Consider the following 25350-nt stretch of genomic DNA (forward strand, 5'->3'; position numbering starts at 1 on the left):
GAACGCAACGGTGAGGTTCCCTCAGACCGCTGTGAACGGAGGGCGGTGTTCCGTTTCCTCCGCGGCCTGCACGTACGTCCCGTCGTCCAGAGCCGAGCACCACCCGACTCCGAGGAACCACCCATCCCATGAGCACGCTGGACGCGTTGATCGTCGAGATCAACGACCACTTCTGGACGTACCTGCTGATCCCCCTCGTGGCGATCGCGGGCCTCTGGTTCACGATCCGCTCCAAGGCCGTGCAGCTGCGGCTGCTCCCGGAGATGCTGCGGGTCCTGAAGACCCCCGCGCAGAGCCACGGGACCGGCCGCAGGTCCGTCTCGGCCTTCGGTGCCTTCACCATCTCCGCCGCCGCCCGCATCGGCACCGGCAACGTCGCGGGCGTCGCCGCCGCCATCACCCTCGGCGGCCCGGGCGCGGTGTTCTGGATGTGGGTCATGGCGCTGGTCGGCGGCGCGTCCTCGTTCGTCGAGTCGACGCTCGCCCAGCTCTACAAGGTGCGCAACACCCACCCGGGCGGTGAGGGCACCTACCGCGGCGGCCCGGCGTACTACATGCAGCGGGGCCTGGGGAAGCGCTGGCTCGGCGTCACCTTCGCCGTGATCATCACACTCACCTTCGGCTGGGTCTTCACCGCCGTGCAGTCCAACACCATCACCACGGTGCTGAAGAGCTCCGGCAGCAGCGACTCGTCCTCCTTCACCTTCGTCGTCGGCACGGCCCTGGCCGGCCTGCTGGCGCTCAGCGTCTTCGGCGGCGTGAAGCGGATCGCCCACGTCACGCAGGTGCTCGTCCCGGTGATGGCCGTGCTGTACCTGCTCATGGGCCTGCTGGTGCTGGCGCTGAACCTCGGCGAGCTCCCGTCGGTCCTCGCCTCGATCGTGGAGGGCGCCTTCGGTCTGCGGGAGGCCGCGTCCGGCGCGATCGGCGCCGCGATCGTGCAGGGTGTGCGGCGCGGCATGTTCTCCAACGAGGCCGGTCTCGGCTCCGCCCCGAACGCGGCCGCGACCGCGGAGGTCAGCCACCCGGTCAAGCAGGGGCTGGTGCAGACCCTCGGCGTCTACTTCGACACCCTGATCGTCTGCTCCATGACCGCCTTCATCATCCTCTCCACCAACCCGTCGCTGTCCGAGCGGGGAGGGGCGGACCTCACCCAGTCCGCGCTGGAGGAGACGCTGGGCGGCTGGGCCGGCTACGTGCTGGCCGTCGTGGTGTTCATGCTCGCCTTCAGCTCGATGATCGGAAACTACTACTACGGCGAGTCCAACGTCCGCTTCGTCACCGGCAGCAAGCCGGTCATGGCGGGCTACCGGGTCGTCATCCTGGCCTGCACGGTGCTCGGCGCGATGGGTTCGGTCAGCGTGGTGTGGAGCCTCGCCGACGTCACGATGGGCGCGATGGCGCTGGTCAACCTGCTGGCCGTGCTGCCGCTGTCGGTCGTCGCCTTCCGGCTCCTGGAGGACTACGTCGCGCAGCGGCGCGCCGGACTCGATCCCGTCTTCACCCGCGACCGGGTGCCCGGCCTGAAGGGCGTGGAGTGCTGGGAGCCCGCAGGCGGGACGTCCGGCCCACAGGCCGGCGGGGACGCCGACCCGTCCGCGGCCAAGGACGTGCGCGTCGGCTGAGCACCGCCGCTCCGGGGGAGACGGGAGACCCGTACCGGTGAAAGGGGCCCGGCCTGTGAGTCCCGCCCCGCCCCCGGGGTACCCGGCCGTCGTCCGACGCGAGACGGCGGCCGGGCTCCGGCGGGCCGGAGCCCGGAACGGAGGAGCGGAGCCCATGGCGCAGAACACCCCACAGGCGGGCGAGGAGAGCCCCGGGACGACGGAACCGGAGCCCGGCGGCCCGGCGAAGGGCCCCGGTGACCTGCCGAAACGCTCGTGGGGGGCCGTCCTGAAGCGCACCGGGAAGGAGTTCCAGGAGGACGAGCTCACGGACATCGCGGCGGCCCTCACCTACTACGGCGTGCTGTCCGTCTTCCCCGCGCTGATCGCCGTCGTGTCGATCATGGGCCTGCTCGGCAGTTCGGCCATCCAGTCGGTCATCGACGAACTCGGCGGTCTCGCCCCGGGGCCCGTGAAGTCGACGCTGACCAGCATCCTGGAGCAGCTCCAGGGCAGCAGTGGTGCGGGGCTCGCCCTCGTCATCGGTCTGGTGCTGGCGATCTGGTCCGCCTCCGGGTACGTCGCGGCCTTCATGCGGGCCGGCAACCGCATCTACGACATCCGCGAGGGCCGCCCCTTCTGGAAGGCGCTGCCGACCCGCTTCTTCACCACGGTCGGCGTGCTCGTCATGTTGTCCCTGGTCGCGGTCGCGGTGGTGGTGAGCGGCGGGGTCGCCCGCACGGTGGGCGACGCGCTCGGGCTCGGCGACACGGCCGTCACCGTCTGGTCGTTCGCCAAGTGGCCGGTGATGGTGCTGCTGGTCAGCGTCGTCTTCTCGCTGCTCTACTGGGCCGCGCCGAACGTGAAGCGCCGCTTCCGCTGGGTCACGCCCGGCAGCCTGCTGGCGGTGCTGATCTGGATCGTCGCCTCGGTGGCCTTCGCCTTCTACGTGGCGAACTTCGCCGGCTACAACCAGACGTACGGCAGCCTCGCCGGGATCATCATCTCCCTCGTCTGGCTGTGGATCTCCAACATCGCGATCCTGCTCGGCCTGGAGTTCAACGCGGAGCTGGAGCGCCAGCGGGCGATGGAGGCCGGTCACCCGGAGGACGAGGAGCCGTACGCCGAGCCGCGGGACACGCGCAAGATGTGACCGCCCGGACCGCCTCGGCCCGGACCCCGTGCTGGTGGGGGTGTGCCGGCGTGGCGGTGCCTCGGCACCTCAGCCCTTCGCCGCCCGCAGGGCCGCGCGGAGATGGCCGTCCGCGTCGGACAGCAGCCGTGCCGCGGTGGGTGCGTCGACCTCGCCGAGCAGGGTGAGGATGGCGTTCTTCACCTCGCCGCCGGTCGCCGCGAGGGCGTTCTCGATCTCCTCGTCGGAGGCGTCGGTGGCGAGGGCGACGATGCGGCGGGAACGGGCCCGCAGCTTCTCGTTCGAGGCCCGCACGTCGACCATCAGGTTCCCGTAGGTCTTGCCCAGGCGGATCATCGTCAGCGTCGACAGCATGTTGAGCACCAGCTTCTGTGCGGTGCCGGCCTTGAGCCGGGTGGAACCCGTCAGCAGCTCGGGGCCGACGACCACCTCGATCCCGTGCTCCGCGGCGGAGGCGAGCGGCGACCCGGCGTTGCACGACAGCCCGACGGTCAGGGCGCCCAGCTCCCGTGCGTGCTCGACGGCGCCGACGGCGTACGGGGTGCGGCCGGAGGCCGAGACGCCGACGACGGTGTCCTCCGGGCCGAGGCCGAGTCCGTCCAGGTCCGCGGCGGCCAGCTCCCGGCTGTCCTCGGCGCCCTCCACGGAGGTGATCATCGCGTCCGGGCCGCCCGCGATGAGCCCGACCACCTGCTCGGGCGCGGTGTTGAAGGTCGGCGGGCACTCGCTGGCGTCCACCACGCCCACCCGCCCGGCGGTCCCGGCGCCCGCGTAGACCAGCCGGCCGCCGCGCGCCATGCGCTCCGCGGCGCCGTCGATCGCGGCGGCGATCACGGGCAGCTGCTCGGCGACGGCGGCCGGCACGGTGGCGTCCTCGGCGTTCATCAGCCGGGCGATCTCCAGGGTGGGCAGCTGGTCGATCTCGGCCAGTTCGCTGCGGAACGCCTCCGTGGTCAGCGTCTCCAGCTGCGCGCGCAGCGCGCTGTACGACGGGCTGTGCGAGGGGTCGGCGGTGGAGGTCATGAGTGGGGGCGGCTCTTTCCGGTGCGTGAGGTCCTGGGGGCGTACGTGCTGGTGGCGTACGTGCGGCGGGTGCGCCTGCGAGCGGGTGTGCGCGGTGCGTGCGGCTGCGGGGGGTCAGCGCTGCCGCGGCGAGTGGCGGTGGGCGAGCGCCTCGTAGGAGGCTGACAGTGCGGGGGCCGCCGTCTCGTAGGTGCGCTGCGCGACGCCTATGAACAGGATGTCGACCACCAGCAGCTGGCTGGTGCGGCTGGACATGGCGGCCGGGCGCAGTTCACTCTCCCGCGCGGTGGAGGTGGTGAGCACGTGGTCGGCGTACTGCGCCACCTCGCCGTCGGGACGGCCGGTGAGCGCGATGGTCGTCGCGCCGTGGTCGAAGGCGACGCGCAGCGGCTCTATCACGTCCACCGTACGACCGGAGTGCGTGATGGCGAGGGCCACGTCGCCCGCGCGGAGCTGGACGGCGTTGGTGACGGCCAGGTGCGGGTCGGCGTGCGAGTGGGCGACCAGGCCGATGCGCAGCAGCTTCTGCGCGAGGTCCTGGCCCACCAGGGAGGACGCGCCGACGCCGTAGATGTCGACCCGGCGGGCCGAGGCGAGCGCCCCCACGGCGGCCTCCACCTGGCCGGTGTCCAGTGCGGCGGCGGTGTCCGCGAGCGTCTGCTGCTCGTCGTGCGCCAGCTTCGTCACCACGTCCGCGATCGGGTCGTCCACCGCGATGTCCGCGGTCACCGACGGCGCCGCCCCGGACTCCTGCTGCGCCGCCAGGCCGGCGAGTGCCAGCCGCAGGTCCCGGTAACCCGGATAGCCCAACAGCCGCGAGGTGCGTACGACGGTGGCCTCGCTGGTGCCGGTGCGCTCGGCGAGCCCGGTGACGGTGAGCCGCGAGCAGCCGGCGGGGTCGTGCGCGACGGTCTCCGCGACGCGCTGCATGGAACGCGTCATCGAGGGCGCCATGGTGCGCACCTTCGCCGCGAGCGCGCCGGGTCCGGGCGGGCCGGGCGGTGCCGGGTGGGAGTGTCCGCGGCCCGTCGAGGGGCCTCTGCCGGCACCCGGCCCGGCAGCTCCGGAGAAACTTTCCTTCACGCTGTACGTCACAGGAGGAAGGTATTTTCAGCCAGGGATGGCGTCAAGTCCCTGTGCACGACCGGGGCCCCGGCGGGTTCCGGGTGGCCCGGCGGGCCGCGGGCCGCCCGGCCGTCGGGCCGTCCGCCGCGAACGGCCCGATTTTGGTCCAATGGAGGGCATGGACATGGACCGGCAATCCCCTCAGGACCAGGCGCTCGAGCAGGCGCTGCACACCGCACGGGCGCTCGTCCTCGCCGACCTGACCGCGGGCGACGTCGCTCGGGCGGACGTGGTCTCCCTGGTGGAGGACGCCGTGGTGCACCGCCGCTGGTGGGTCGAGCAGTGGCCGGACGGCGTCGGTTTCGTCGACGGCCTGATCGCCCAGGACGTCCAGGACGCCCTTCTCGAACGCTACGGCCGCTGGCCTCTGTGCCCCGTCTGCGGCGGATCCGACCTGCACGCCCTGGAGGTCGAGCCGGCTCTCGGGGAGAACCCGCACTGGGTCTGCGCCAAGACGTCCACCGCCGTGGCCCGCGTCGGTTCGCTCGGCGGGGGCGCCTGAGCGCGTGACGGTCTACATCGACCCCCCGACCTGGCCCGGCCACGGCCGCATGTGGTCCCACCTGGTGAGCGACAGCTCGTACGACGAACTGCACGCGTTCGCGGCGGCGATCGGCTGTCCGCGCCGCGCGTTCGACCGCGACCACTACGACGTGCCCGCCGAGCGCTACGCCACCGCCGTGCACCACGGCGCCGTCGAGGTCGGCAGCAAGGAACTGCTGCTCCGGCTGCGCGCCGCCGGCCTCCGCCGCCCCCGCCCGGGTCGGGAGTGACGGGCCGGTCAGTCCGGCGTGGGCGTCCCGCCTGCGGGTAGGCTCCACGGGTCGATCAGGGCGATGCCCGTGCGGACGAAGTCCTTCACGTTCCGGGTGGCCAGCGTGGCCCCGAGGGCCCGGCAGACGGCGGCGATCTGGGCGTCGGGCACCGAGACGGACATGCCGGCGGCCTCCCGGGCGCGGACCACGAGGGCGTACTCCTCGGCCGCCACGGCGTCGAAGGGTTCGACGCGGCCTCGCAGATCCTCGTGGAGCAGGGCGTGGAGGGCCTCGCGGAGAGCGGTCCTGCGCTTGCCCGGGGCGAGGCGCTCCACGCCATGGAAGAGCTCGGCGGCCGTGACGGCGGTCGTCGCGAGGTCGCGGCCGGGGACGCCGTCGAGCCAGGCGATCACCGACGGTTCGGGATTCCTGCGCACCAGCTCCGAGAGGACGTTCGTGTCCAGGACGATCACGCGTCGAACACCGCCGCGCGGGGCGCGTCGTCGCGGGAGGGCAGCGGCAGGTCTCCCGGCTCGATCCCGGCGAAGCGTGCGTGCATGCGACTGCCCAGGCCGTACGCCTCGGCCGGGGCAGAGAGCTCGTCGCGCAGTATGGCCCGGACCTCGGCCTCCATCGAGCGCCCGTTGCGGGCCGCTCTGACGCGCAGACGGGAGCGGGTCTCCTCGTCCAGCCCGCGCACGGTGAGAGTCGCCATCCCACGTCCTCCAGAGCTGTGACAGCACTGCTGGCAATGCTAGCGCTGCTGGCGCGCGCCCGCAGGGGCGTCGTGGGGGGTCCCCGGGGCGTGGGCGATCACGCGGGTGTCCGCCGGGGTGCCGCGGAGGCGGGAGGCGACGGCGGTGGCGAGCAGCGCCGTCACCGCCAGCGCGGCGCCCGTCCACGCCACGGCGGCGAAGCCCCAGCCCGCGCTGATGACCAGCCCGCCCAGCCACGGACCGAGCGTGTTGCCGATGTTGAACGAGGCGGTGGTGGTCGCCCCGGCCAGCGTGGGCGCCGCGTCGGCCACGTTGAACATGCGCGCGTTGAGCGCGGGCGCGGCCGTGAAGACGGCCAGGCCGAGCAGGAACGACAGGGTGACCGCGGCCACCGGCACGTGCGCGAGCAGCGCGAGCGCCGTCAGCACCACTGCGGCGGCGGAGATCCCGGCGTACATGGTGCCGAACAGGTGCGCGTCCGCGATGCGGCCGCCGACCGAGGTGCCGATCAGTGCGCCCAGGCCGAACAGCGCCAGCACCCACGGCACCCAGCTCTCCGACAGGCCCGCGGTGCGGGTCAGGATCGGCGAGAGGTAGGAGAAGACGCAGAAGCCGGTGGCGGCCGTCGCGGCGATGGTCACCAGCGTCATCCACACCTGCCGGTCGCGGTAGATGCGCAGCTCGCGGCGCAGGCGCGGCGCGTCCTCGCCGGTCGGCGGCTGGGTGCGCGGCACCACGGCGACGACCCCGACGAGGCCGACCGCCGACATCGCGGCCACCGCCCAGAACGCCGCACGCCACCCGGCGCTCTGCCCGAGGAACGCGCCGGCCGGGACGCCCGCGATGTTCGCGATGCTGAGGCCGCCCACCATGACGGCCATCGCGCGGGCCCGCGCGGTCACCGGCACCAGCGACACGGCGACCGCCGCACCGACGGCCCAGAACCCGGCACAGGCCAGCGCGCTCACCACGCGGGACGCGAACAGCACCCCGTACGAGGGCGCCAGCGCACCCGCCACCTGCCCCAGGCCGAACACGGTGAGCAGCGCGATCAGGGTGGTGCGGCGCGGAAGCCGCAGCGTGGCGGCCGCCAGCAGCGGCGCGCCGACGACCATGCCGATGGCGAACGCCGACACCAGCAGCCCGGCCTGCGGGATGGAGACGTCCATGTCGCGGGCCAGCGGCTCCAGGATGCCCGAGAGCATGAACTCCGAGGTGCCGAGGGCGAAGACGGACATGCCCAGCACGTAGACCGCAGCGGGCATGCGGGTGCGCGTCGTCTTGGTGGCGGCTCGCGGCAGGTGCGGATCGGCTGTCGGTGCGTCGGCGGGCATGGTCGTGTTCAACGGCGCACCCCGACGGCCGCATTCCCGCCTCGGAGCGGTGGTGTCCGACGTCTCAGGCCGCCAGATCTCCGGCCGTGGTCCGCCCGGCCCGGGTCCGGATCGGTGTCTCAGGGCCGGCGGCCGAGCAGGGCCAGCAGATGCTCCTGCGGAGTGGCCGTGGCCGCGACGTCCACCGGGGGAGCGAAGACGCCCGGAATGCCCTGGTCGCCGACCATCGGACGCACCCGTTCCAGCAGGTCCTGGGCCAATTCGTCGGGGAGGACGGGCGCACGGGCGATCCCCGTCCCCAGGTCCCATCCGTGCACGGCCAGGTCGGTCGTCATCTGCCAGCCGTACGCCTCCGCCGCCTCGCGGCCACCGGTGACGTGCACCTCGCCCTCCAGCGCGCCCGGCCGGTGGAAGGCCGGGTGGGAGGCCGCGCCCGCCGCCTCCCAGGTGGCGACGGGTTCGTCGCCCAGCACGTCGCCGTCGAAGCGGTCGCCGACCTCCGCCAGCGTCGCCCCGCCCAGCAGATGCGGCGCCCACAGGTGCTCGGCGGTCACATGGTTGACCAGGTCCCGGACGCTCCAGTCCGCGCACGGCGTCGCCGTGTGCCACTGCTCCGTCCCGACCTCGTGCACCAGCCGGTCCCACTCGGCGTAGGCGGTGTCGAACGCCTCGATGAGTTCCATCCGTCCATGGTGCGCCCAGCGTCAACGCTTCCGCATCCGCGCCGTCCGAACGGATGAACGTACGCCCGAACGGCCCCTTCACCGCCCCGCGCGGCCGATCATGGCGCCGGGGACCAGGCTCGCGCGTAGCCTGGAGTTACGAGAGGGAGGTAAGCGTGACCGTCACCGCCGACCCCGTCACCGACATCATGGAAGACGCGCCGGACCCCATCGACCAGTTGAGCGCGCTCGAAGAGGCTTACGGAGAGCCTGTCCGGGCGCAGTACGTCGAGAGGGGCGCGTTCCTGCCGCCGCAACCGGACGACCAGCACATGGACGCCGCGCTGGAGTTCTGTATCCAGCTGCGCACCGCAGGCTTCCCGCTCGCCGGCATGGGCATCGGCCTGAGGTGTGGGGTCAAGTACGAGCGGACGCAGGCGCTCCTCATCCCCGACTTCTACGTGAAGCACCGGCGTCCCACGGATCTCGACGAGGCGTACCGCCGCACCCACAAGGGCTGGTACTCCATCGACCTGCTCGCACTCGTCGGGGAGGTCACCTCGACCAACCACGAGACGGACACCGGCCCGAAGTACCGCACGTACGCCGCTGCCGGCGTGCCGGTGTACGTGCTGCTGCACCGCCGGGAGGGCAAGGCGTACGCGTACTCCGACCCCGTGAGCGCGCCGGAGCGCGGAGACCCGCACTACGCGACGAGGACGGAGGTCGAGATCGGCCGCCCCCTGCCGCTTCCGGAGCCGTACCCGGCGCTGGAGACGGAGTTCCTGCTGGAGCGGTGAGCCGCCGGCCCGTCTCAGACGCTCAGCAGGTCGAGTTCGCCGCGCAGGTTGTGGCGGGCGGTGCGCTCCCAGTGGGTGCGGCCGTGCGCCGTGCGGAACAGCTGCGGCAGGCCGAGGAGTTGCCGCAGCACCGCGGCGCGGCCCTCGCGGAACATCTCGTCCGGCACGAAGCCGTACTCCTGGCGCACGGACGCGGCATAGTGCGCGTACTCCTCGGGCGAGCCCGCCAGCACCGCGAGGTCCGCGTCGCACAGCGTCTCGCCGTTCGCGTCCCCCGGCTCGGGCGCGTGCGTGACCGTCAGCCGCACCAGCCGTGCCACCTCCGCCGTGGTGCCGTCCGGCACCCCCGCCTCCGGCAGCGCCCGCTCGGCGAGCTGCGCGCTGCGTTCCTCGTTCTCGCTGCGGTCCGGCCGGTACACCGCGTCGTGGAACCACGCGGCCAGCCGTACGGCGTCCGGGTCGGCGGCGTGTGCGGCCAGCTCGTCCACCCGGTCCAGCACGGCGCGCAGGTGCCGCACCGTGTGGTAGTGCCGCTGTCGCTCCTCCCACCGGTCCAGCAGGTCCCGCCCGTACGGCTCCGGGGCCGGCTCCGCGGCCCCGCCCCGCGTGCGTACGAGCAGGTCACACCACCGCGCGAGCAGCGCGTCGCGGTCCGGTCCCGGCTCCTGATGCGGCTCGGGCACGTACGGAATCCCGGAAGGCATACCGCCATTGTGCCCACTCCGGCCCGCGCGGAGCCCTGGGAGGAGCCCTGGGAGGAACCCCGCGAGGAGCCGTGCGGTGCGGCGTGGGCGGGCCGGGGCGGGGTTTCCGGGGCACCGGGGGTGTGGCAGGCTGTGCTACATGTCTAGACCATTGCTCGAGGTGATCGCGCTCGACGCGGACGACGCCCGGGCCGCGCAGGCCGGAGGGGCGGACCGCCTCGAACTGGTGACGGATATGGCCGCCGACGGGCTCACGCCCTCGCCCGGGACCTTCGCGGCCGTACGGGCCGCCGTGGATCTGCCGGTGCGGGTGATGCTGCGCGCGGCGGACGGGTTCTCCGCCGGGGGTCCGGAAGGCGTCGCGGTGCTCGGCGCGCAGGCGGAGGCGCTGCGCGCGGAGGGCGCGGAGGAGTTCGTGCTCGGATTCCTGGAGGAGTCCGGGCAGCCCGACGTGGAGGCGGTAGCCGCGCTGGCGGCGGCGACCGGCGGCGGCCGGTGGACGTTCCACCGGGCCATCGACCGGGCCGCCGACCGGGACGGCCTGCGCAAGCGGCTGGCCGACCTGCCCGGCCCGGACGCCTTCCTGACCGCGGGCTCCGCGGCCGGCGTGGACGACGGCTGGGACGTGCTGGTCGCGGAGGCGGCCCGTACGGCTGCGGGCGAGCCCGGCTACGAGCCGCTGCTGATGGTCGGGGGCGGCCTGCGGCTGGACCACGTGCCCGGCCTGAAGGACGCCGGGGTGACGGCGTTTCACATCGGGGGCGCCGCACGACCCGAGGGCTGGCACGGTCCGGTCACGGCCGGGGCCGTCGCCCGCTGGCGCACCCTGCTGGACGGCTGAGGGGGAGCCGGCCCGTCGGGCGGGGGCCGGCCGTCAGAGCGCGGTCGCCGTGTCGTGCCGTGGCTCGTAGAGGCCGAGCAGCCCGCCGCCGGGAAGGCGCAGCGTGGTCGTCGGGCCCCACCCCCGGTCGGTGACCGGCTGCGTGAACTCCACTCCCGTGGCGGTCAGTTCGGCGCGTGTCCGCTCGGCCGAGCGGGGCCGCACCCGCCGACGGTGTCCCCGGCGGGCGTTCAGACCCGCGGGGACGGGGAAGAGGACAACGCGGAAGGTACGACCGTCGAACACTCACCGGAGGTGAACCGTGCGGGCCGTACGACTCCCCTGGTGGGTCTCGCTGCCCCTCGCCCTCGTCGTCCTGGTCGCCCTGCTCGCGGCCGCCGGGCGGCTCAACCTGATCCCCGGGCTGCCGAACCCGTTCGAGAGCGACACCAAGGACCGCACCGGCCCGACGCTGCTCACCTCCATCCAGGACATGAGCCGCTACCAGGCCGCCTCCGGCAACTTCCAGGTCGTCGTCGACCTGGAGAAGGACGCCAAGTACCTGCCGGACGCCCTCCTCGGCGAGCGCACCCTCTTCGTGGGCGCCGGCTCGGTCGGCGCGTACGTCGACCTCGGCGACGTCGACGAGAAGGCGGTGAAGGTGAACGACGCCCGCACGTCCGCCACCCTCACCCTCCCGCGCGCCGAGCTGGAGAAGCCGGCGCTGAACGAGGACCGCTCCTACGTCGTCGCCCGCGAACGCGGCCTGTTCGACCGCTACGGCGACTGGTTCTCCGACAACCCCAACAGCGAGCAGAAGGTGCGCCAGACGGCCGTGAAGCACATCACGCAGGCCGCCGAGGACAGCGGCCTGCGCAAGCGTGCGGAGAAGAACACCACGCAGATGCTGGAGCAGCTGCTGCGTTCGCTGGGCTACGAGCGGGTCGACGTCACGTACGCGTGAGCGCCTCCGGCAGCGGTTCGGCGTGCAGGACGGCGAGGCCGGAGACCGCGCGCGTCAGGCACACGTACAGGCGGCGCAGGCCGGTGCGCGCGTCGGGCTCCCCGGACACGATCGCCGCCGGCTCGTCGAGCACCACGTAGTCGTACTCCAGGCCCTTGGCCAGCGTCGCCGGCACCAGCGTCAGCCGCACACCGGCCGAGGTCTCCTCGCCGGGGGCGAGGTGGGGCAGGCCCGCCTCCTCCAGCGCGGCCGCCAGGGCGGGTACGCGCGCGTCCGCGACGATGAGGCCCGTCGATCCCTCGCGGCCGAGTGACGCGCGGCACGCCGCCACCACCGCGGCGGTCTGCTCCTGCGCGGCGACGGCCCGCACCGTGAAGTCGCCCGGCGACTCGCGGATCGAGGTCGCCTCGGCCAGCCCGGGGGCGATGGCGGGCAGCAGCCGGGACGCGTAGGCGATCACGTCCCGCGGGACGCGGAAGCCCTGGGTGAGCTCCTCGACGTGCGAGCCCTGCTTGCCGAGGTGCGACAGCGCCTCCTGCCAACTCGCCGTGGCCCACGGGGTGGTGCCCTGCGCGAGGTCGCCGAGCACGGTCGCCGAACCGGTGGTGCAGCGCCGCCCCACCGCCCGGTACTGCATCGGGGAGAGGTCCTGCGCCTCGTCCAGCACCACGTGCCCCAGCGACGGGGTGCGCGCGACGAGGTCGGCCGCCTCGTCCACCAGCACCGCGTCCGCCGCCGACCACGTCGCGGACTTCACCCCGCGGGCCGGCTTCGCCCACCGCACGGCCTGCTGCTCGTCCGCGTCCAGCAGCCCGTCGGCCTGCTCGGCGAGGAACTCCGGGTCGGAGAGCAGCCGCAGCACCAGCTTCGCCGGGTCGACGGCCGGCCAGACCGCCTTCACCACGGCCTTGACCGCCGCGTTCCGCGCCACCGCGTCCTGCACCCGGTCGTCCGGGGCCTCGCCCGCCTGCTCCATGCGCACCAGCACGGCATGCGCGATGCGCTGCGGCAGCGCCTCCCGCGCCGCCCCGTACCGCATGTCGCGCTGCAGCAACTCCTCGACCAGTTCCTGGAGTTCGTACGAAGGGATGCGCCAGCGCCGGGAGCCGCGCACCACCACGCACCCCTCGGCGGGCGTGGTGACCCCGGCGCGCACGGCCCGGCGCAGCACCTGCGCCATCCGTGCGTCGCCCTTGAGCCGGGCGGTCTCCGCTCCGTCCCGGCCGCGCACCTGCACGCCGTACCGTCCGGCGACCTCCTCGACCAGCCCGTCCACCGTGGCCTGCCGCACCTGGAGTTCGCCCAGGGCGGGCAGCACCTGCTCGATGTAGTGCAGGAACGAGCGGTTCGGTCCGATGACCAGGGTGCCGGTGCGGGCCAGCCGTTCGCGGTGGGTGTAGAGCAGGTACGCCACCCGGTGCAGGCCGACGGCCGTCTTCCCGGTGCCGGGCGCGCCCTGGACGCACACCGTGCCCTCGATGCCGGACCGCACGATGGCGTCCTGCTCCGGCTGGATGGTCGCGACGATGTCGCGCATCGGGCCGACGCGCGGCTTCTCGATCTCCCGCTGGAGCAGTGCACTCGCCTGCGACGCCTCGGCCGGGTCGCCGAGGTGTTCGTCCTCGTACGCGGTCAGTTCGCCGCCGGTGTAGCCGAAGCGGCGGCGCAGCGCCACATCCTGCGGGTCCTTCTTCGAGGCGCGGTAGAACGGCTCCGAGACCGGCGCGCGCCAGTCCACCACCATGGGGTCGCCCTCGGCGTCGTGGACGTGGCGGCGGCCGATGTAGAAGGAGTGCCCGGCGTGGTGGGCGTACGGAGAGGCGGGCGCGGCATCCGCCTCGGTGTGCGGATGCCCGTAGTCGAGGCGGCCGAAGAACAGCGGGGTGTGCGCGAGGTCGGCGAGGGACTCGATCCGCTGGTCGAGCTGGGCGCGCAGGACTTCGGCGTTCACCCAGTTCGCGGTGACGTCGGAGATGTCGAGGGACTCGGCGTCGGTGCGCATCGCGCGCAGCGCGGCGCGCGAGCCGGCGAGGTGGGCGCGTTCGCGTTCCAGCGGGCCGTCGTCGCCCGCCGAGATGGCGGTGGCGGCGGGCGCGGGGGCGGCGGACGGGTCGGTGTCGTGCGCGGGCACGGGACGGCCTCCGGTGCGGTCGTGACCGTACGCGCGCACGACCGCGGGCGCGCGGGAGCGCGAAGTGACCGAGGTGCGGCGCGCGGCCGTCGGGCCCCGGGACCCGTCGAGGGCCGGGCCACGGCACGGGCCGCACGCCGCTGGACTCCGCGAACACGCGCGCGGCAGGGCGCGACACGTACGAGTGAACGGGTGCGTGGGCGGGTGCCAGCCGGTTTCCGAACGGCCGGGGGCCTCCCGACGGGAGGCGGAGACGCGGAAGTCTAGACCTCCGGGGCGCCGCGGGCGAACGGATTTCCCGGCGCGCTCACCCGTAGGGGGATCTGTGGTCACCGAGAGCGAGACGTTCGGGGCGAATCGGGACTTTAGGCTGATGCACCCGGGTGCGGCGGTGCCCATGCTGGGGGTATGAGCAAAGCACCGCACGCACGCCTCGTCCCAGGTCAGCGGCCCGGGCGCGGGCGCGGTGCCACTGCGCTCGGGGCGGATGCGGAGGGCCGCCCCCGTCGGCACCCGCGGCACATGGTCGGCAACACGCTCCGCGTCGCACGGGTCTTCGTCAGCTCCGCGTTCGACGTGGTCGTGCTCGGCGATCTGGAGGGCGGCCGTTCCGCGCGGCCCGAGCAGCCGGGAACCCCGGAGCAGCCGGCGACGCACCAGGGCTGACCTCCGCCCACGGCCCGCCGGCGCCGAGCCCGCGGGACGGTGGCGGCGTGCCCGAACGGTCCGCCGGGCCCCTCGGGTCCGCCGGGACTCGGGGTCCGCCGTGCACGTACGGCCGGCGTTCCCCGACGTCCCCACGATCCGTCGCCCATCTTCGCGCGGGCGTCGCCGCGCAGGCACCACCGTCGACTAGGGTCACCGCACGGACTGGTGGATACCGGGTGAAAGAGGCGATCGGCGCAGTGGCGAGCACGCGACTCGGGGACGGCTCCGTCACCGCCCGAGGGCTCCCGGCCGGGACCACCACCCGCGTCCCCGACTCCTGCGGGAGTCCGCCGCAGCGGCCGTCCGTCTCCCGTCGGGCACTCCTCGGCGGCGCCGTCCTCACGCTGTCGCTGGCCGCCTTCGCGACCCACGCCCTGGTCACGCCGTTTCCCATGGCCGACGTGCAGGTCTACCGGGCCGAGGGCGCGGCCGCGCTGCGCGGCCACGGTCTGTACGACTTCACGGTCACCGAGTGGGAACTGCCCGCCACCTACCCGCCGTTCGCGGCGCTGCTCTTCGTTCCGCTCGCGCTGCTGCCGGCGGCCGGGGCGAAGCTCGCGTTCCTCGCCGGAAACCTCGCCCTGCTCGCCCTGCTCGTCCACCTCTCGGCACGGCTCGCGGGGCGGACGGTCACGCCGCCGGCGCTGGCCGCGCTGACCGGGGCGGCGCTGTGGCTGGAGCCGGTCTTCCAGACCATGGCGTTCGGGCAGGTCAACCTCGCGCTGGCGTGCCTGGTGCTGTGGGACCTCGGGCGCCCGGACGGCGCCCGCGGCAAGGGCCTCGCCGTCGGCCTGGCCGCCGGGATCAAGCTCACCCCGGCGATCTTCGCCGTGTACCTGCTGCTGACGGGCCGGGTCCGGGCGGTGTGCGCCGCCTTCGGCGGCTTCTGCGGCACGGTGCTGGCCGGGGCGTTCTTCCTGCCCGGCGACAGCGTCGTCTTCTGGACCGACCGGCTCTTCGAGACCGGCCGGGTGGGCACGGCGTGGATCGTCGACAACCAGTCCGTGCAGGGGGCGGTGGCGCGCGTGCTGCACGTCGCCGACCCCGGCCCGCTGTGGATGCTGCCCGCGGCCGCGGTGGCCGGGACCGGCCTGTGGCTGGCCCGCCGCCTGTGCCTGCGGGGCGGGCCCTCCGGCGGAGTCGGCGACCCGGCGTGGGGTGGGACGCGTGCTGTGACGTGCGGTGGGGCGGCGCGCGGCGACGTGTGGGGGCTGCTGTGCGTCGCCTTCACGGCCCTCCTGGTGTCGCCCGTCAGCTGGACGCACCACTGGGTGTGGTGCGTGCCGCTGCTGGCGCTGCTGTGGGAACGCAGGGTGCTCTGCGCCGCGGTGGCGGCGGTGTTCGCCGCCCGCACCATGTGGCTGGTGCCCCGGGACGGGGACCTCGACCTGCGCGGGCCGTGGTGGGTGCAGCCGCTCACCTCGCCGTACGTCTGCCTCGGTCTCGCCCTGCTCGCCCTCCTCGCCGTCCTGGCCGTTCCGGCCCGGCGGCGCGGGGCGACCTCACGCTGACCGGCGGGACGCCCCGCGCGGCGCTGTCCCGTCGTGGACTCAGACGTCGTCGCCCGCGAGCAGCTCCGTGGCGTCGACGATGCGGTACGCGTAGCCCTGCTCGGCCAGGAAGCGCTGCCGGTGCGCGGCGAAGTCCTGGTCGACGGTGTCCCGGGCGACCACCGAGTAGAACCGGGCCTCGTGGCCGTCGGCCTTGGGCCGCAGCACCCGGCCGAGACGCTGCGCCTCCTCCTGCCGCGACCCGAACGTGCCGGACACCTGGATCGCGACGGTGGCCTCGGGAAGGTCGATGGAGAAGTTCGCGACCTTGGAGACCACCAGCACCTGGATCTCGCCGCGCCGGAAGGCGTCGAAGAGCTTCTCGCGCTGCGCGTTGGAAGTGTCGCCCTTGATCACGGGGGCGCCGATGTGCGCGCCGAGTTCGTCGAGCTGGTCGATGTACTGGCCGATCACGAGGGTCTGCTGCCCCGCGTGCCGCTGCACCAGCGCCTCGGTGACACGGCGCTTGGAGTCCGTGGTGGCGCAGAACCGGTACTTCTCGTCCGTCTCCGCGGTCGCGTACGCCAGCCGCTCGGAGTCCGTGAGGTTCACCCGCACCTCGACGCAGTCGGCGGGCGCGATGTAGCCCTGCGACTCGATCTCCTTCCACGGCGCGTCGAACCGCTTGGGGCCGATGAGGGAGAAGACGTCCGTCTCCCGGCCGTCCTCGCGCACCAGCGTCGCGGTCAGGCCGAGACGGCGGCGCGCCTGGAGGTCGGCGGTGAACTTGAAGACCGGCGCCGGCAGCAGGTGCACCTCGTCGTAGACGATGAGACCCCAGTCGCGGGAGTCGAACAGCTCCAGGTGCGGGTAGACGCCCTTCCGCCGGGTCGTCAGCACCTGGTAGGTGGCGATGGTGACCGGCCGGATCTCCTTCCGCGTGCCGCTGTACTCGCCGATCTCGTCCTCGGTGAGCGAGGTGCGGCGCACCAGTTCGTGCTTCCACTGCCGGGCGGAGACGGTGTTCGTGACCAGGATGAGCGTGGTGGCCTGCGCACGGGCCATCGCCCCGGCGCCGACCAGCGTCTTCCCCGCGCCGCAGGGCAGCACCACGACTCCGGAACCGCCGTGCCAGAAGCCCTCCACGGCCTGCTCCTGGTACGGGCGCAGCGCCCAGCCGTTCTGCTCCAGCTCCATCGGGTGCGCCTCGCCGTCCACGTAGCCCGCGAGGTCCTCGGCGGGCCAGCCCAGCTTGAGCAGCACCTGCTTGATCTGGCCGCGCTCGGAGGGGTGCACGACGACGGAGTCCGGGTCGATCCGGGCGCCGACCAGGGGCTGCACCTTCTTCGACCGCAGGATCTCCTCCAGCACCGGCCGGTCGCTGGTCTCCAGCACCAGCCCGTGCGTGGGGTGCTTGACGAGCTGGAGCCGGCCGTAGCGGGCCATCGTCTCCGCGACGTCGACCAGCAGGGCGTGCGGCACGGGGTAGCGGGAGAACTCCACGAGCGCGTCGACGACCTGCTCGGCGTCGTGACCGGCCGCGCGGGCGTTCCACAGGCCCAGCGGCGTCACCCGGTAGGTGTGGATGTGCTCCGGTGCGCGTTCCAGCTCGGCGAACGGGGCGATGGCGCGACGGCAGTCGCCCGCCCGCTCGTGGTCGACCTCGAGCAGCAGGGTCTTGTCGCTCTGCACGATGAGCGGGCCGTTCACGTGTTCTCCCTTCGGGGCGGGGATGCCTGGCGCGCGCAGGGCTCCGCAGGACGCCGGGCCGTGTGGCGGGGCCCGGCAAGGCGCCGGGCCGCGCGGATGGCCACGCGGACGGCGGTGCGAATGGCCCGGCGGACGGCCGAGCGGGCACGGGTGGCCGGGAGGGCCGTCCACCAGTGTCGCGCATTCCGCGCGGAACGAGGGCGGGCGGCGGAGGTGGGCGGAGCAGCGTATGATGACTGACTGGTCAGTCATCATCATTGGGGAAGGGTGGGGCGGTAGCGGCATGCCGAAGAAGGTGGACCGCGCCCGCCGGCGGGAGGAGATCCTGGCGGCGGCCGTACGGGTCTTCGCCCGCCGCGGGTACGCGGCCGCGCGTATCGACGACGTGGCGCGCGAGGCCGGCATCGCGAAGGGCAGCGTCTACCTCTACTTCGACGGCCGCGAGTCGCTGCTCCACGCCGCCTTCGAGGACGTCGCGGCGCGCTCGGCGGAACTGCTGCGCGAGGCCGCGGAGGGCGACGGTCCGGCGGCCGGACGGCTCGCCGCGCTGATCCGCGGCGCGGTGACCGCGCTGCCGGCGGACCGCGACCTCGCGCGGGTGCTCCTCGACATCTGGGCCGCCGGACGGGACGCGGACTCGCCGGTCGACATGGCGGCGGCGTACCGCGACTACCGGACGGTCGTCGCCGCGCTGCTGGAGCAGGCGCGTGCGGAGGAGGTGCCTGCGGAGGGGGCGCCGCTCGCGGCGGTGGACCCCGACGCGCACGCGGCGGTGGTCGTGGGCGCTGTCGAGGGCTGCATGCTCCAGTGGCTCTTCGACCCGGCGGTGGACCCGGCCGCCCTGGCCGAACCACTGGTGCGGTTGCTGGTGCCGGGTGCGGGTGCGGGTGCGGGTGGGGGGCCGGTGGGCGGATCCGGCGGTGACGGCCGTGAACACGTTGGTCACGAGCGCGCACGGAACGGTGCGCGGAGAGGAGCGTCCACGTCGTGAATCCCCTCAAGGGCGGTCCGCCGCAGGGCGGTTGGCGCCGCAAGGTGCTGCGTGCCCCGATTCCCCTCTACCGGTGGGGCCTCGGGGCCCTGCTCGGCAAGCGCCTGGTCCTGCTCACCCACATCGGCCGGAAGAGCGGGCAACCCCGGCAGGTCTGTCTGGAGGTCGTCGGACGCGGCGAGGAGCCGGGCAGCTTCATCATCGCCTCCGGCTACGGCGAGCGGTCCCAGTGGTTCCGGAACATCGTCGCCCACCCCGGTGTGCGGTACCAGGTGGGTGGCCGCAAGTACGAGGGCACGGCGGTGCCGTACGCGCCGGAGGAGTCCGGGCGCCGCCTCGCCGCGTACGCGGAACGGCACCCTCGTACGGCGGCCAAGCTGATGGACGCACTCGGGCACGCTCCGAAGTCCGCCGAGGAGTACGCCGCGATCGGCGCCGACCGTGCAGGGGGCGTACCGCTGGTCGCGCTGCGGCCAAGGGTGTCTCCGGTGCCCGGCGCCTGAGGGCGCGGGGCGGTGGCTGGTGTGGGGGTGTGGGTCGGGGGCGTGGGCTGCGGTCCGGGCCGACGACCCGGAAACCCATGATTTACGGGCCGCGTTCTCGGTGAACGGTGGGCACGACTTGTATTTCGCGGCCCACACATCGCGGGCAAGTGTTTCCGGGCGCATCGCCCCTGCCCTCCACCCACGCCCCCTCACGTCGTGCCCCCGCACCGGTCCGGGTCGTGCGTGAGGCGGAGTGTCCGCCGGTGTGCGGGATCGACGCGGTCTAGTCGTCGGCGAGTTCGGCGACGCCGGTGATGCGGTGCAGGGGATAGGTGCGCACCTGGTCGGCGGTGTGGTCGTAGGCGGTGACGAAGCCGCCCTCGACCCGGACCGGTGCGATCACGCGCTGGCTGGCGGCGCCGTCGGCGTTGACGTAGCCGATCCACAGCGCGGAACCGGTGAGTACCGCGGACTGCATCGTGGCGATGGTGTCGGCGGAGGTCGTGCGCGGCGGCTCGCCGTCGCGCGGGCGGGCGGCCGCGGCCGGGATCCGCGGCTTGTGGGCCGCCGTCGCCGCGTGGTCGCCGGCGCGGATGGCGCGGACGGCGGCCGTCAGCAGGGCGCCGTCCGGCACGGGCGGGCCGTCCGGTACCGGGTCCGGTGCGCTGCGCGGCGGCGTGCGGTGTGCATCCGGCCGGGCGAGCAGTACGTCGCCCTCCGCCGACTCCGCGGCCGGAGCGTAGCCCATGTCCCGCAGGCGGGCGAGGAGTTGGTCGGGCGGGAGGGTGGTCGCGGCGACGGTCGGGGCCAGCAGCCGGAGCCGGATCGGGGCGGAGCGCCGGTCGGCGAGGATCTCGGCGAGCAGCGTCTCGTCGTCGCAGCGCAGGTACGCGGAGGCGGCGCCGACGCGGAGCCGTCCGTGCCGTCGGGCCACGTCGTCCACCAGGTAGGACAGCGGCTGTGGCACCGGTGTGCGGGAGTGGGCGGCGAGGAAGGCGTGGATCTCGGACGCGCTGCGGCCCGCGTCCAGTCCTCGGCGCACCGAGGCGGGGGTGAAGCGGTACACGGTGGCGCCGCCCTTGGACTCCACGTCCGCCAGGACGCCGAGGGCCAGGGAGAGTTCGCGTTCCAGCGGGCCGGGGGCCACGGCGGTCAGGTCCGCCTGGAGCAGTACGTGGTCCAGCGGCTCGGGAAGAAGCGGCGCGAGCCCGGAGGCGGCCTCGGCGAGGGCGGTGGTGAGTTCCCGGGCGGTGAGGGACGGTCCCCAGGTGTCCGCGTCCGGGGAGGTGAGGGGGCGGGCGTAGGACGCGAGGGCGCCGCGGCCGGTGAGGCCGAGGAGTTCGGCTTCGTCGAGGGTCCAGCGGACCAGACGCGTGCGGAGTGCGGTGCCGTCGCCGTCCGGGGCGTCGGGGGGCGCCGCCGCACGGGCCCGGGGGCGCTGGCTGCCGCCGGTCGTCGCGGCGGCGCGCAGCGGGCGCTCCCAGGTGACCCGTGCGACCACGGATTCCGGGTCCGGCGAGGTGCCGGGGGCCTCCGAGGCCAGCAGGGACAGCACCCGGTGCCGTACGTCCGGGGCGGGGCCCCGGTCGAGGCCGGGACCGAGGGCGGCGAGGCTGCGGCCCTTCGGGTCCCGCTCGCCGACCAGTCCGGCGACGCGCGTGCCGGTCAGCCAGGCGCGGGCGAGCCGGGTCCAGCGCTCGCCGGGAGCGGCACGCAGCCAGTCGTCGTACGCGGGGGTGGGTGCGTACGTCTCGTCCACGGCGCCGTCGGAGGCCAGCAGCCCGGCGCCGAGGGCCAGTTCGATCCAGAAGGCGGCGGTCGGTTCGGGAAGGTCGAGGGCGACGGCGGTGCGTTTGAGTTCGCGGACGCCGAGGCCGCCCGCGCGCAGCACGCCCGGCGGGTCGGTCTCCCAGCCGCCGCACAGCTCCTCGACGGTGGACAGCGCGGTGAGGGCCTGGCCGGCGGCTGTGGCGTCCACCGTGCGCGGGGGGTGTTCGCGCCGGGCGACAAGCCGCGGAGGCTCCGGTTCCGGTGACCGGTGGGCCCGGCCGCCGCGCAGGTGCAGCGCGACCTCGCGGGGGAGCACGACCGTACGGTCCCCGCTCGGCAGCAGCAGGCCGTGGTGCAGCAGCCGGGCCACGGGCGGGGTCGGCGCCCGGTGGTCGACCGTCCCGTACGGCGGCCCCCACACCAGGCGGGACAGCACCTCCGCGCTGTCCTCCGGCACGTGCTCGGCGAGCAGAGCCGTCATGCGCTCCCGGTCGGTGAACAGCGTGGCCAGCTCGGTGAGCGCGCTGACCGGGTCGTGCGTGGCGGGGAGGCCGTTCGCGGTGAGGAGGTCCTGCATGCGGCCGGGCGAGATGCCGGCGGTGGCCTCGGCGAGCGGGGGGCCCAGCCCGGTGGGGGAGACCGCGGGGGGCGGGGGAGCGAGGATCACGCGGGCCGTCCGGAGCAGCCGGAGCCGGTCGTCGTCGCCCCACAGCAGGGCGCGGTCGCGCAGCAGCGCGAGCGCCCGGGGCAGCTGCCGGTCGACGGCGGCCGCCTCCTCGCCGTCGACGCCGGTCAGCAGGCCGCGCAGTTCCTCGTAGCCGCACGGGTCCGGACCGGCCGCCAGCGCCTCGGCCACCTGCAGCGCGAACCGGTCCAGCCGCTCGACGGCCCGGACGACGGACGCGCGGGTACCGGCGCGGGTGGCGAGCTGGGTGAGGTCGCCGGGGACGGGGGAGAGCAGGTCGGGGCGGGTGCGCAGCAGCGCGGCCAGCGCCGCGTCGTCCCGGCCGCGCAGGTCGTCGGCGAGCGTGCGGGACGGCGCCGCGGCGGCGGGCTGCTGCTCCTGACTCATCCGTCCTACGGTAGCGGGGGTGTCGGCGGGACCCCGTGCTTCGTGGCGCCGGGCCGGGGGAAAACACGTTGTGGGGGGCGGGAGGGGCGCTCTAGGTTCGCGTCCATGCCCGACGACCCGAGCCCGGAGCTGCGCACGCGGCGGCTGCTCCTCACCTCGTACACGCCCGCCGACGAGGACGACTTCGTCACACTGTTCCAGGACGCGCGGGTGTCGCGCTGGATGGGGGACGGCCCGCAGAGCGAGGCGGAGGACCGGGCGCTGTTCCGGCGGATCTTCACGCACGTCTATCCGGCGCGGAGGTTCGACGTGTGGGGGGTGCGGGAGGGCGGGCGCCTGGTCGGGCACGCGGAGATCAAGCGCACCGACGACGTGGACGGCCACGAGATCGTCTACGCCCTGCACCCCGACCGGTGGGGCGCGGGCCTGGGCACCGAGCTGGCCGGGGCGGTGGTCGCATACGGCTTCCGCACGCTGGGGCTGAGCGAGGTGCACGCCACGGTCGACGCCGCGAACACCGGGTCGCTCGCGCTGCTGGAGCGGATCGGTTTCCGGCATGTCCGCGACGTCGCGGAGGAGAACGGCGGTACCACCCGCCACCTGACCCGCACTGCCGACTGACCTGCGGACGCGCCCCGGCGCGACGCGGTACCGTCTGCGGTGATCGGACATCTCCGGGCGGCGAGGCGGGTGTTGAGGCAGCGGTGGGGATCGAGAGCGAGCAGCTGGTCTTCGACTATCTGAGCCGGGTCGGCGACCTCGCGCACGGAACGTCGATGACCGCGGCCGACCGGGCACGGCTGGTCGGCGGGCTGCGTACCGAGATCGAACGGATGCGTGCCGTACCCGGCGCCGGTGACGGCAAGGCCGCCGTACGGAAGGTGCTGGACCGGCTCGGGAAGCCGGAGGAGGTCGTCTCCGCGGCGCTCGGCGGCGAGACCGTCTCGCTGCGGAAGACCGGCCCTGCGGACGACGCGGACCAGGACCGGCCGCGCGGCCGCAGGCTGCCCCTCCTTCCGCAGATGAGGAAGGAGGACACCGGGTCCGGGCCGCCGCCGTCGCGTGGCGCGTCGCCGCCGCACATGGCCGGCATGGACGAACTCGGCCCCCAGGAGACCGACCCTGACTGGTGGCGGAGCGGCCCCACGTCGGGCGGAGCGGCCCGGTCGGGACTGCCCGGGGCCCGCGATCCGCGGTTCGACATCCCGGACGCGTTCAGTGGCGGCATCGAGCTGCCCGAGGTGTTCCAGCGCCCGCCCGAGGACGGGAAGGACGGTGCCCCGGCCGCGCCGCCGCAGGCGCCCGCCGCCCCCGTGGTGGCCGACGCCGCTCCGGCAGGGGGAGCGCCGCTGCTCGGCGCCCTGCTCGCGGGGCGCCGGAAGCGGGCGGCGGGCCCGGCCGCGGGCGGAGTCGTCGAACTCGTCGCCGCCGGGCTGCTGGTGGCCGGCGCGGTGCTGGGTTCTCTGGTGCCGCTCGGGCTGGGCTGGCTGGCCGCGTACTGGTCGCCGCGGCTGACCCGGAGCGAGGCCAAGGGGGCCGCGCTCGGCGTGCCGGGACTCACCGCCGTGGGCGGGCTCGTGTGGCTGTGGGGACGGCAGGACGGCCGCTGGGGGCCGCCGCTGCCGTCCGGCGGGGACGCGATGCAGCAGGCGATGGAGGAGTCGTGGCCGGTGGCACTGCGCGTGGCGGCGGTGGCGTCCGCGCTGTTCCTGCTGTGGCGGGCGCGCAGGCGCTCGGCCTGAGGGCGCCGGTCGGGCGGGTTCGGGGCCCCGGCAGAATGGCGGGCATGGCCTCCCACCCGCTGACGGTCGGATTCGACCTGGACATGACCCTGATCGACTCGCGGCCGGGCATCAGGGCCGCCTACGAGGCGCTGTCGGCCGAGACGGGCGTGCACATCGACGCCGAGCTGGCGGTGTCACGCCTGGGGCCGCCGCTGGAACAGGAGCTGGCCCACTGGTTCCCGGCCGAGCGGATCGCCGAGACCGGTGAGCGCTACCGCGAGCTGTACCCGGCGTACGCGATCACCCCGGCCCTCGCCCTGCCCGGTGCCCGCGAGGCGCTGGACGCGGTGCGGGACGCGGGCGGCCGCACGGTCGTCGTCACGGCGAAGCACGAGCCGAACGCGAAGCTGCACCTGGAGCATCTGGGGCTGGAGCCGGACGCGGTGGTCGGGTGGCTGTGGGCCGAGGCGAAGGCGGAGGCGCTGCGCGCCTACGGGGCGCAGGTGTACGTCGGCGACCACACGGGGGACGTGCGGGGCGCACGTGCGGCGGGAGCGCTGGCCGTGACGGTGCCGACGGGGCCGTGCGGGGCGCACGCGCTGCGCGAGGCCGGCGCCGACGTCGTGCTGGACGGTGGGCTCCCCGACTTTCCCGGCTGGCTCGCGCGGTACGTGGCCGGGGGCCGCCGGGCGTCCTGAGGCCCGGGCCGTGCCCGGCGTCTGCTCAGCCCCGTGCGGGGGGCGGGCCTCCGGCCGTGGAGGCGCGGGCGGCGCGGCGCTGGGCGGCGGCGGAGCGGAGGACGCCCGCCCCGGCCAGGGCGAAGCCGACGCCCATGAGCATGCAGACGAAGTACGCCGGGGCCGGGAAGGGCTCGGTGCCGAGGAACAGCGGCGCGACGGTCACCAGGGTGGCGACGGCGCCGACGAGGAAGACGACGCCACCGGTCCGTACCAGCGCGTCTCCGGCTCGGGGAGTTTCAGTGTTCACCCGCTCAGGGTAGATCCGTGGACAGGCGACCGAGGAGGCGAGGAGGCGCCCGGGGTCGTCTTGCCACCCCGCCGTGGAGCACTAGCCTGGGGGAAGGCGGGCCGGAGGGCCCGCTCGACTGCTCCAGTGCTGTGGCCCCAGCACGAGCGACCACGATCAGCAGACCATCGCGCAGCCGGACGACCCGTCCGGCTGCGCGAACGAGTGACGAGGACGAGACGGACGTGCCTACCGGCAAGGTCAAATGGTTCAACGGTGACAAGGGCTTCGGCTTCCTCTCCCGCGACGACGGCGGTGACGTCTTCGTCCACTCGTCCGTGCTGCCGGACGGGGTGGACGTGTTGCGGCCCGGTCAGCGCGTCGAGTTCGGCGTCGTCGCCGGGCAGCGCGGCGACCAGGCGCTGTCGGTGTCCCTGCTCGACCCGACGCCGTCCGTCGCGGCGGCGCAGCGACGGAAGCCGGACGAGCTGGCGGGCATCGTGCAGGACCTCACCACGCTGCTGGACGGCGTCTCGCAGTCGCTGGAGCGCGGCCGGTACCCCGACAAGGCACACGGCGGGAAGATCGCGGGCATGCTGCGGCACGTCGCCGACCAGCTGGACGTCTGACCGGCCTGCGCCCC

At 74.4% G+C, this 25350-nt stretch carries 27 protein-coding genes; 15 read left to right on the forward strand and 12 right to left on the reverse strand.

What is annotated here, in order from left to right; all coding sequences use genetic code 11:
• The first annotated feature begins 128 nt into the window (after window positions 1–128).
• Window positions 129–1625, forward strand: a complete 1497-nt coding sequence (locus tag K304_RS0123535; protein ID WP_027765716.1) for an alanine/glycine:cation symporter family protein — start codon at window positions 129–131, stop codon at window positions 1623–1625.
• Window positions 1626–1779: 154 nt separating this feature from the next.
• Complete coding sequence (locus K304_RS0123540) at window positions 1780–2757, forward strand: YihY/virulence factor BrkB family protein (protein WP_078529580.1); 978 nt, start codon at window positions 1780–1782, stop codon at window positions 2755–2757.
• A 69-nt stretch (window positions 2758–2826) separates the two neighbouring features.
• Here the strand turns inward: K304_RS0123540 and murQ are convergent, their stop codons facing one another.
• Window positions 2827–3780 carry an N-acetylmuramic acid 6-phosphate etherase gene (gene murQ, locus K304_RS0123545; RefSeq protein WP_027765718.1) on the reverse strand — a complete coding sequence of 318 codons (954 nt, stop codon included), beginning with the start codon at window positions 3778–3780 and terminating at the stop codon, window positions 2827–2829.
• Window positions 3781–3894: 114 nt separating this feature from the next.
• Window positions 3895–4743, reverse strand: coding sequence for a MurR/RpiR family transcriptional regulator (locus K304_RS0123550; protein ID WP_051308756.1), 849 nt, complete (start codon window positions 4741–4743; stop codon window positions 3895–3897).
• 286 nt (window positions 4744–5029) lie between these two features.
• On the opposite strand from K304_RS0123550, the gene K304_RS0123555 reads away from it, so the two are divergent.
• Complete coding sequence (locus K304_RS0123555) at window positions 5030–5407, forward strand: hypothetical protein (RefSeq protein WP_027765720.1); 378 nt, start codon at window positions 5030–5032, stop codon at window positions 5405–5407.
• 4 nt (window positions 5408–5411) lie between these two features.
• On the forward strand, window positions 5412–5678 hold the full coding sequence (locus tag K304_RS0123560; RefSeq protein ID WP_027765721.1) for a DUF4031 domain-containing protein: 267 nt from the start codon (window positions 5412–5414) through the stop codon (window positions 5676–5678).
• Window positions 5679–5686: 8 nt separating this feature from the next.
• Here the strand turns inward: K304_RS0123560 and K304_RS0123565 are convergent, their stop codons facing one another.
• The 4 genes from K304_RS0123565 to K304_RS0123580 all read right to left on the reverse strand — a co-directional run bounded on the left by K304_RS0123565 (window position 5687) and on the right by K304_RS0123580 (window position 8393).
• Entirely contained in the window at window positions 5687–6133 is a 447-nt protein-coding gene (locus K304_RS0123565; RefSeq protein WP_027765722.1) for a type II toxin-antitoxin system VapC family toxin, read from the reverse strand.
• Entirely contained in the window at window positions 6130–6375 is a 246-nt protein-coding gene (locus K304_RS0123570) for a FitA-like ribbon-helix-helix domain-containing protein (RefSeq protein WP_027765723.1), read from the reverse strand. Before K304_RS0123570 ends, K304_RS0123565 begins: the two co-directional genes overlap by 4 nt.
• Window positions 6376–6414: 39 nt before the next feature.
• On the reverse strand, window positions 6415–7641 hold the full coding sequence (locus K304_RS0123575; RefSeq protein ID WP_051308812.1) for a Cmx/CmrA family chloramphenicol efflux MFS transporter: 1227 nt from the start codon (window positions 7639–7641) through the stop codon (window positions 6415–6417).
• A 188-nt stretch (window positions 7642–7829) separates the two neighbouring features.
• Window positions 7830–8393 carry a TIGR03086 family metal-binding protein gene (locus tag K304_RS0123580; protein ID WP_027765725.1) on the reverse strand — a complete coding sequence of 188 codons (564 nt, stop codon included), beginning with the start codon at window positions 8391–8393 and terminating at the stop codon, window positions 7830–7832.
• A 155-nt stretch (window positions 8394–8548) separates the two neighbouring features.
• Here K304_RS0123580 and K304_RS0123585 point away from each other — a divergent pair, with 155 nt between their 5' ends.
• Complete coding sequence (locus tag K304_RS0123585) at window positions 8549–9172, forward strand: Uma2 family endonuclease (RefSeq protein WP_027765726.1); 624 nt, start codon at window positions 8549–8551, stop codon at window positions 9170–9172.
• Window positions 9173–9186: 14 nt separating this feature from the next.
• Here the strand turns inward: K304_RS0123585 and K304_RS0123590 are convergent, their stop codons facing one another.
• Complete coding sequence (locus K304_RS0123590) at window positions 9187–9876, reverse strand: HD domain-containing protein (RefSeq protein ID WP_106965655.1); 690 nt, start codon at window positions 9874–9876, stop codon at window positions 9187–9189.
• Between the two features lie 139 nt (window positions 9877–10015).
• Between K304_RS0123590 and K304_RS0123595 the strand changes: the two genes are divergently transcribed.
• A complete protein-coding gene (locus tag K304_RS0123595; RefSeq protein ID WP_027765728.1) occupies window positions 10016–10717 on the forward strand; it encodes a copper homeostasis protein CutC in 702 nt (233 codons plus the stop codon).
• A 33-nt stretch (window positions 10718–10750) separates the two neighbouring features.
• Here the strand turns inward: K304_RS0123595 and K304_RS30905 are convergent, their stop codons facing one another.
• On the reverse strand, window positions 10751–10921 hold the full coding sequence (locus K304_RS30905; protein WP_199779660.1) for a VOC family protein: 171 nt from the start codon (window positions 10919–10921) through the stop codon (window positions 10751–10753).
• 97 nt (window positions 10922–11018) lie between these two features.
• On the opposite strand from K304_RS30905, the gene K304_RS0123605 reads away from it, so the two are divergent.
• Complete coding sequence (locus tag K304_RS0123605) at window positions 11019–11660, forward strand: DUF4230 domain-containing protein (RefSeq protein ID WP_027765729.1); 642 nt, start codon at window positions 11019–11021, stop codon at window positions 11658–11660.
• Here the strand turns inward: K304_RS0123605 and K304_RS0123610 are convergent.
• Window positions 11647–13791 carry an AAA family ATPase gene (locus K304_RS0123610; protein WP_027765730.1) on the reverse strand — a complete coding sequence of 715 codons (2145 nt, stop codon included), beginning with the start codon at window positions 13789–13791 and terminating at the stop codon, window positions 11647–11649. The genes K304_RS0123605 and K304_RS0123610 overlap by 14 nt on opposite strands.
• Window positions 13792–14199: 408 nt before the next feature.
• Here K304_RS0123610 and K304_RS33155 point away from each other — a divergent pair, with 408 nt between their 5' ends.
• Both K304_RS33155 and K304_RS30910 read left to right on the forward strand, forming a co-directional pair.
• Window positions 14200–14457 carry a hypothetical protein gene (locus K304_RS33155; RefSeq protein WP_199779661.1) on the forward strand — a complete coding sequence of 86 codons (258 nt, stop codon included), beginning with the start codon at window positions 14200–14202 and terminating at the stop codon, window positions 14455–14457.
• Window positions 14458–14696: 239 nt separating this feature from the next.
• Entirely contained in the window at window positions 14697–16010 is a 1314-nt protein-coding gene (locus K304_RS30910; RefSeq protein ID WP_051308757.1) for a glycosyltransferase 87 family protein, read from the forward strand.
• Window positions 16011–16049: 39 nt separating this feature from the next.
• On the opposite strand, the gene K304_RS0123625 is transcribed toward K304_RS30910, so the two are convergent.
• Complete coding sequence (locus K304_RS0123625; RefSeq protein WP_027765731.1) at window positions 16050–17699, reverse strand: DNA repair helicase XPB; 1650 nt, start codon at window positions 17697–17699, stop codon at window positions 16050–16052.
• A 283-nt stretch (window positions 17700–17982) separates the two neighbouring features.
• Between K304_RS0123625 and K304_RS30920 the strand changes: the two genes are divergently transcribed.
• Window positions 17983–18690 carry a TetR/AcrR family transcriptional regulator gene (locus tag K304_RS30920; RefSeq protein WP_051308758.1) on the forward strand — a complete coding sequence of 236 codons (708 nt, stop codon included), beginning with the start codon at window positions 17983–17985 and terminating at the stop codon, window positions 18688–18690.
• On the forward strand, window positions 18687–19193 hold the full coding sequence (locus tag K304_RS0123635) for a nitroreductase family deazaflavin-dependent oxidoreductase (RefSeq protein ID WP_027765732.1): 507 nt from the start codon (window positions 18687–18689) through the stop codon (window positions 19191–19193). The genes K304_RS30920 and K304_RS0123635 overlap by 4 nt, the downstream gene beginning before the upstream one ends.
• Window positions 19194–19458: 265 nt before the next feature.
• Here K304_RS0123635 and K304_RS0123640 read toward each other — a convergent pair whose 3' ends face one another.
• Window positions 19459–22017: a helicase-associated domain-containing protein gene (locus K304_RS0123640; RefSeq protein WP_027765733.1), complete on the reverse strand. Its 2559-nt coding sequence runs from the start codon at window positions 22015–22017 to the stop codon at window positions 19459–19461.
• Window positions 22018–22122: 105 nt separating this feature from the next.
• Here K304_RS0123640 and K304_RS0123645 point away from each other — a divergent pair, with 105 nt between their 5' ends.
• The 3 genes from K304_RS0123645 to K304_RS0123655 all read left to right on the forward strand — a co-directional run bounded on the left by K304_RS0123645 (window position 22123) and on the right by K304_RS0123655 (window position 24439).
• Window positions 22123–22638 (forward strand): GNAT family N-acetyltransferase, encoded by a 516-nt coding sequence (locus tag K304_RS0123645; protein WP_037791531.1) that lies wholly within the window; start codon window positions 22123–22125, stop codon window positions 22636–22638.
• A gap of 83 nt (window positions 22639–22721) precedes the next feature.
• Window positions 22722–23759 (forward strand): hypothetical protein, encoded by a 1038-nt coding sequence (locus K304_RS0123650; RefSeq protein WP_027765735.1) that lies wholly within the window; start codon window positions 22722–22724, stop codon window positions 23757–23759.
• Window positions 23760–23803: 44 nt separating this feature from the next.
• Window positions 23804–24439 carry a haloacid dehalogenase-like hydrolase gene (locus K304_RS0123655; protein ID WP_027765736.1) on the forward strand — a complete coding sequence of 212 codons (636 nt, stop codon included), beginning with the start codon at window positions 23804–23806 and terminating at the stop codon, window positions 24437–24439.
• A gap of 25 nt (window positions 24440–24464) precedes the next feature.
• On the opposite strand, the gene K304_RS0123660 is transcribed toward K304_RS0123655, so the two are convergent.
• Entirely contained in the window at window positions 24465–24728 is a 264-nt protein-coding gene (locus K304_RS0123660; RefSeq protein WP_027765737.1) for a hypothetical protein, read from the reverse strand.
• 224 nt (window positions 24729–24952) lie between these two features.
• On the opposite strand from K304_RS0123660, the gene K304_RS0123665 reads away from it, so the two are divergent.
• A complete protein-coding gene (locus K304_RS0123665; RefSeq protein ID WP_027765738.1) occupies window positions 24953–25336 on the forward strand; it encodes a cold-shock protein in 384 nt (127 codons plus the stop codon).
• Window positions 25337–25350 lie beyond the last annotated feature (14 nt).

It is taken from the genome of Streptomyces sp. CNS606, from assembly GCF_000426325.1.

Coding starts and splice junctions, on each gene's coding strand:
- K304_RS0123640 (WP_027765733.1), bottom strand. CDS start 22,017: ATGAGTCAGGAGCAGCAGCCCGCCGCCGCGGCGCCGTCCCGCACGCTC.
- K304_RS0123645 (WP_037791531.1), top strand. CDS start 22,123: ATGCCCGACGACCCGAGCCCGGAGCTGCGCACGCGGCGGCTGCTCCTC.
- K304_RS0123595 (WP_027765728.1), top strand. CDS start 10,016: ATGTCTAGACCATTGCTCGAGGTGATCGCGCTCGACGCGGACGACGCC.
- K304_RS0123655 (WP_027765736.1), top strand. CDS start 23,804: ATGGCCTCCCACCCGCTGACGGTCGGATTCGACCTGGACATGACCCTG.
- K304_RS0123570 (WP_027765723.1), bottom strand. CDS start 6,375: ATGGCGACTCTCACCGTGCGCGGGCTGGACGAGGAGACCCGCTCCCGT.
- K304_RS0123575 (WP_051308812.1), bottom strand. CDS start 7,641: ATGCCCGCTGCGGTCTACGTGCTGGGCATGTCCGTCTTCGCCCTCGGC.
- K304_RS0123540 (WP_078529580.1), top strand. CDS start 1,780: ATGGCGCAGAACACCCCACAGGCGGGCGAGGAGAGCCCCGGGACGACG.
- K304_RS0123535 (WP_027765716.1), top strand. CDS start 129: ATGAGCACGCTGGACGCGTTGATCGTCGAGATCAACGACCACTTCTGG.
- K304_RS33155 (WP_199779661.1), top strand. CDS start 14,200: ATGAGCAAAGCACCGCACGCACGCCTCGTCCCAGGTCAGCGGCCCGGG.
- K304_RS0123590 (WP_106965655.1), bottom strand. CDS start 9,876: ATGCCTTCCGGGATTCCGTACGTGCCCGAGCCGCATCAGGAGCCGGGA.
- K304_RS0123555 (WP_027765720.1), top strand. CDS start 5,030: ATGGACCGGCAATCCCCTCAGGACCAGGCGCTCGAGCAGGCGCTGCAC.
- murQ (WP_027765718.1), bottom strand. CDS start 3,780: ATGACCTCCACCGCCGACCCCTCGCACAGCCCGTCGTACAGCGCGCTG.
- K304_RS30920 (WP_051308758.1), top strand. CDS start 17,983: ATGCCGAAGAAGGTGGACCGCGCCCGCCGGCGGGAGGAGATCCTGGCG.
- K304_RS0123580 (WP_027765725.1), bottom strand. CDS start 8,393: ATGGAACTCATCGAGGCGTTCGACACCGCCTACGCCGAGTGGGACCGG.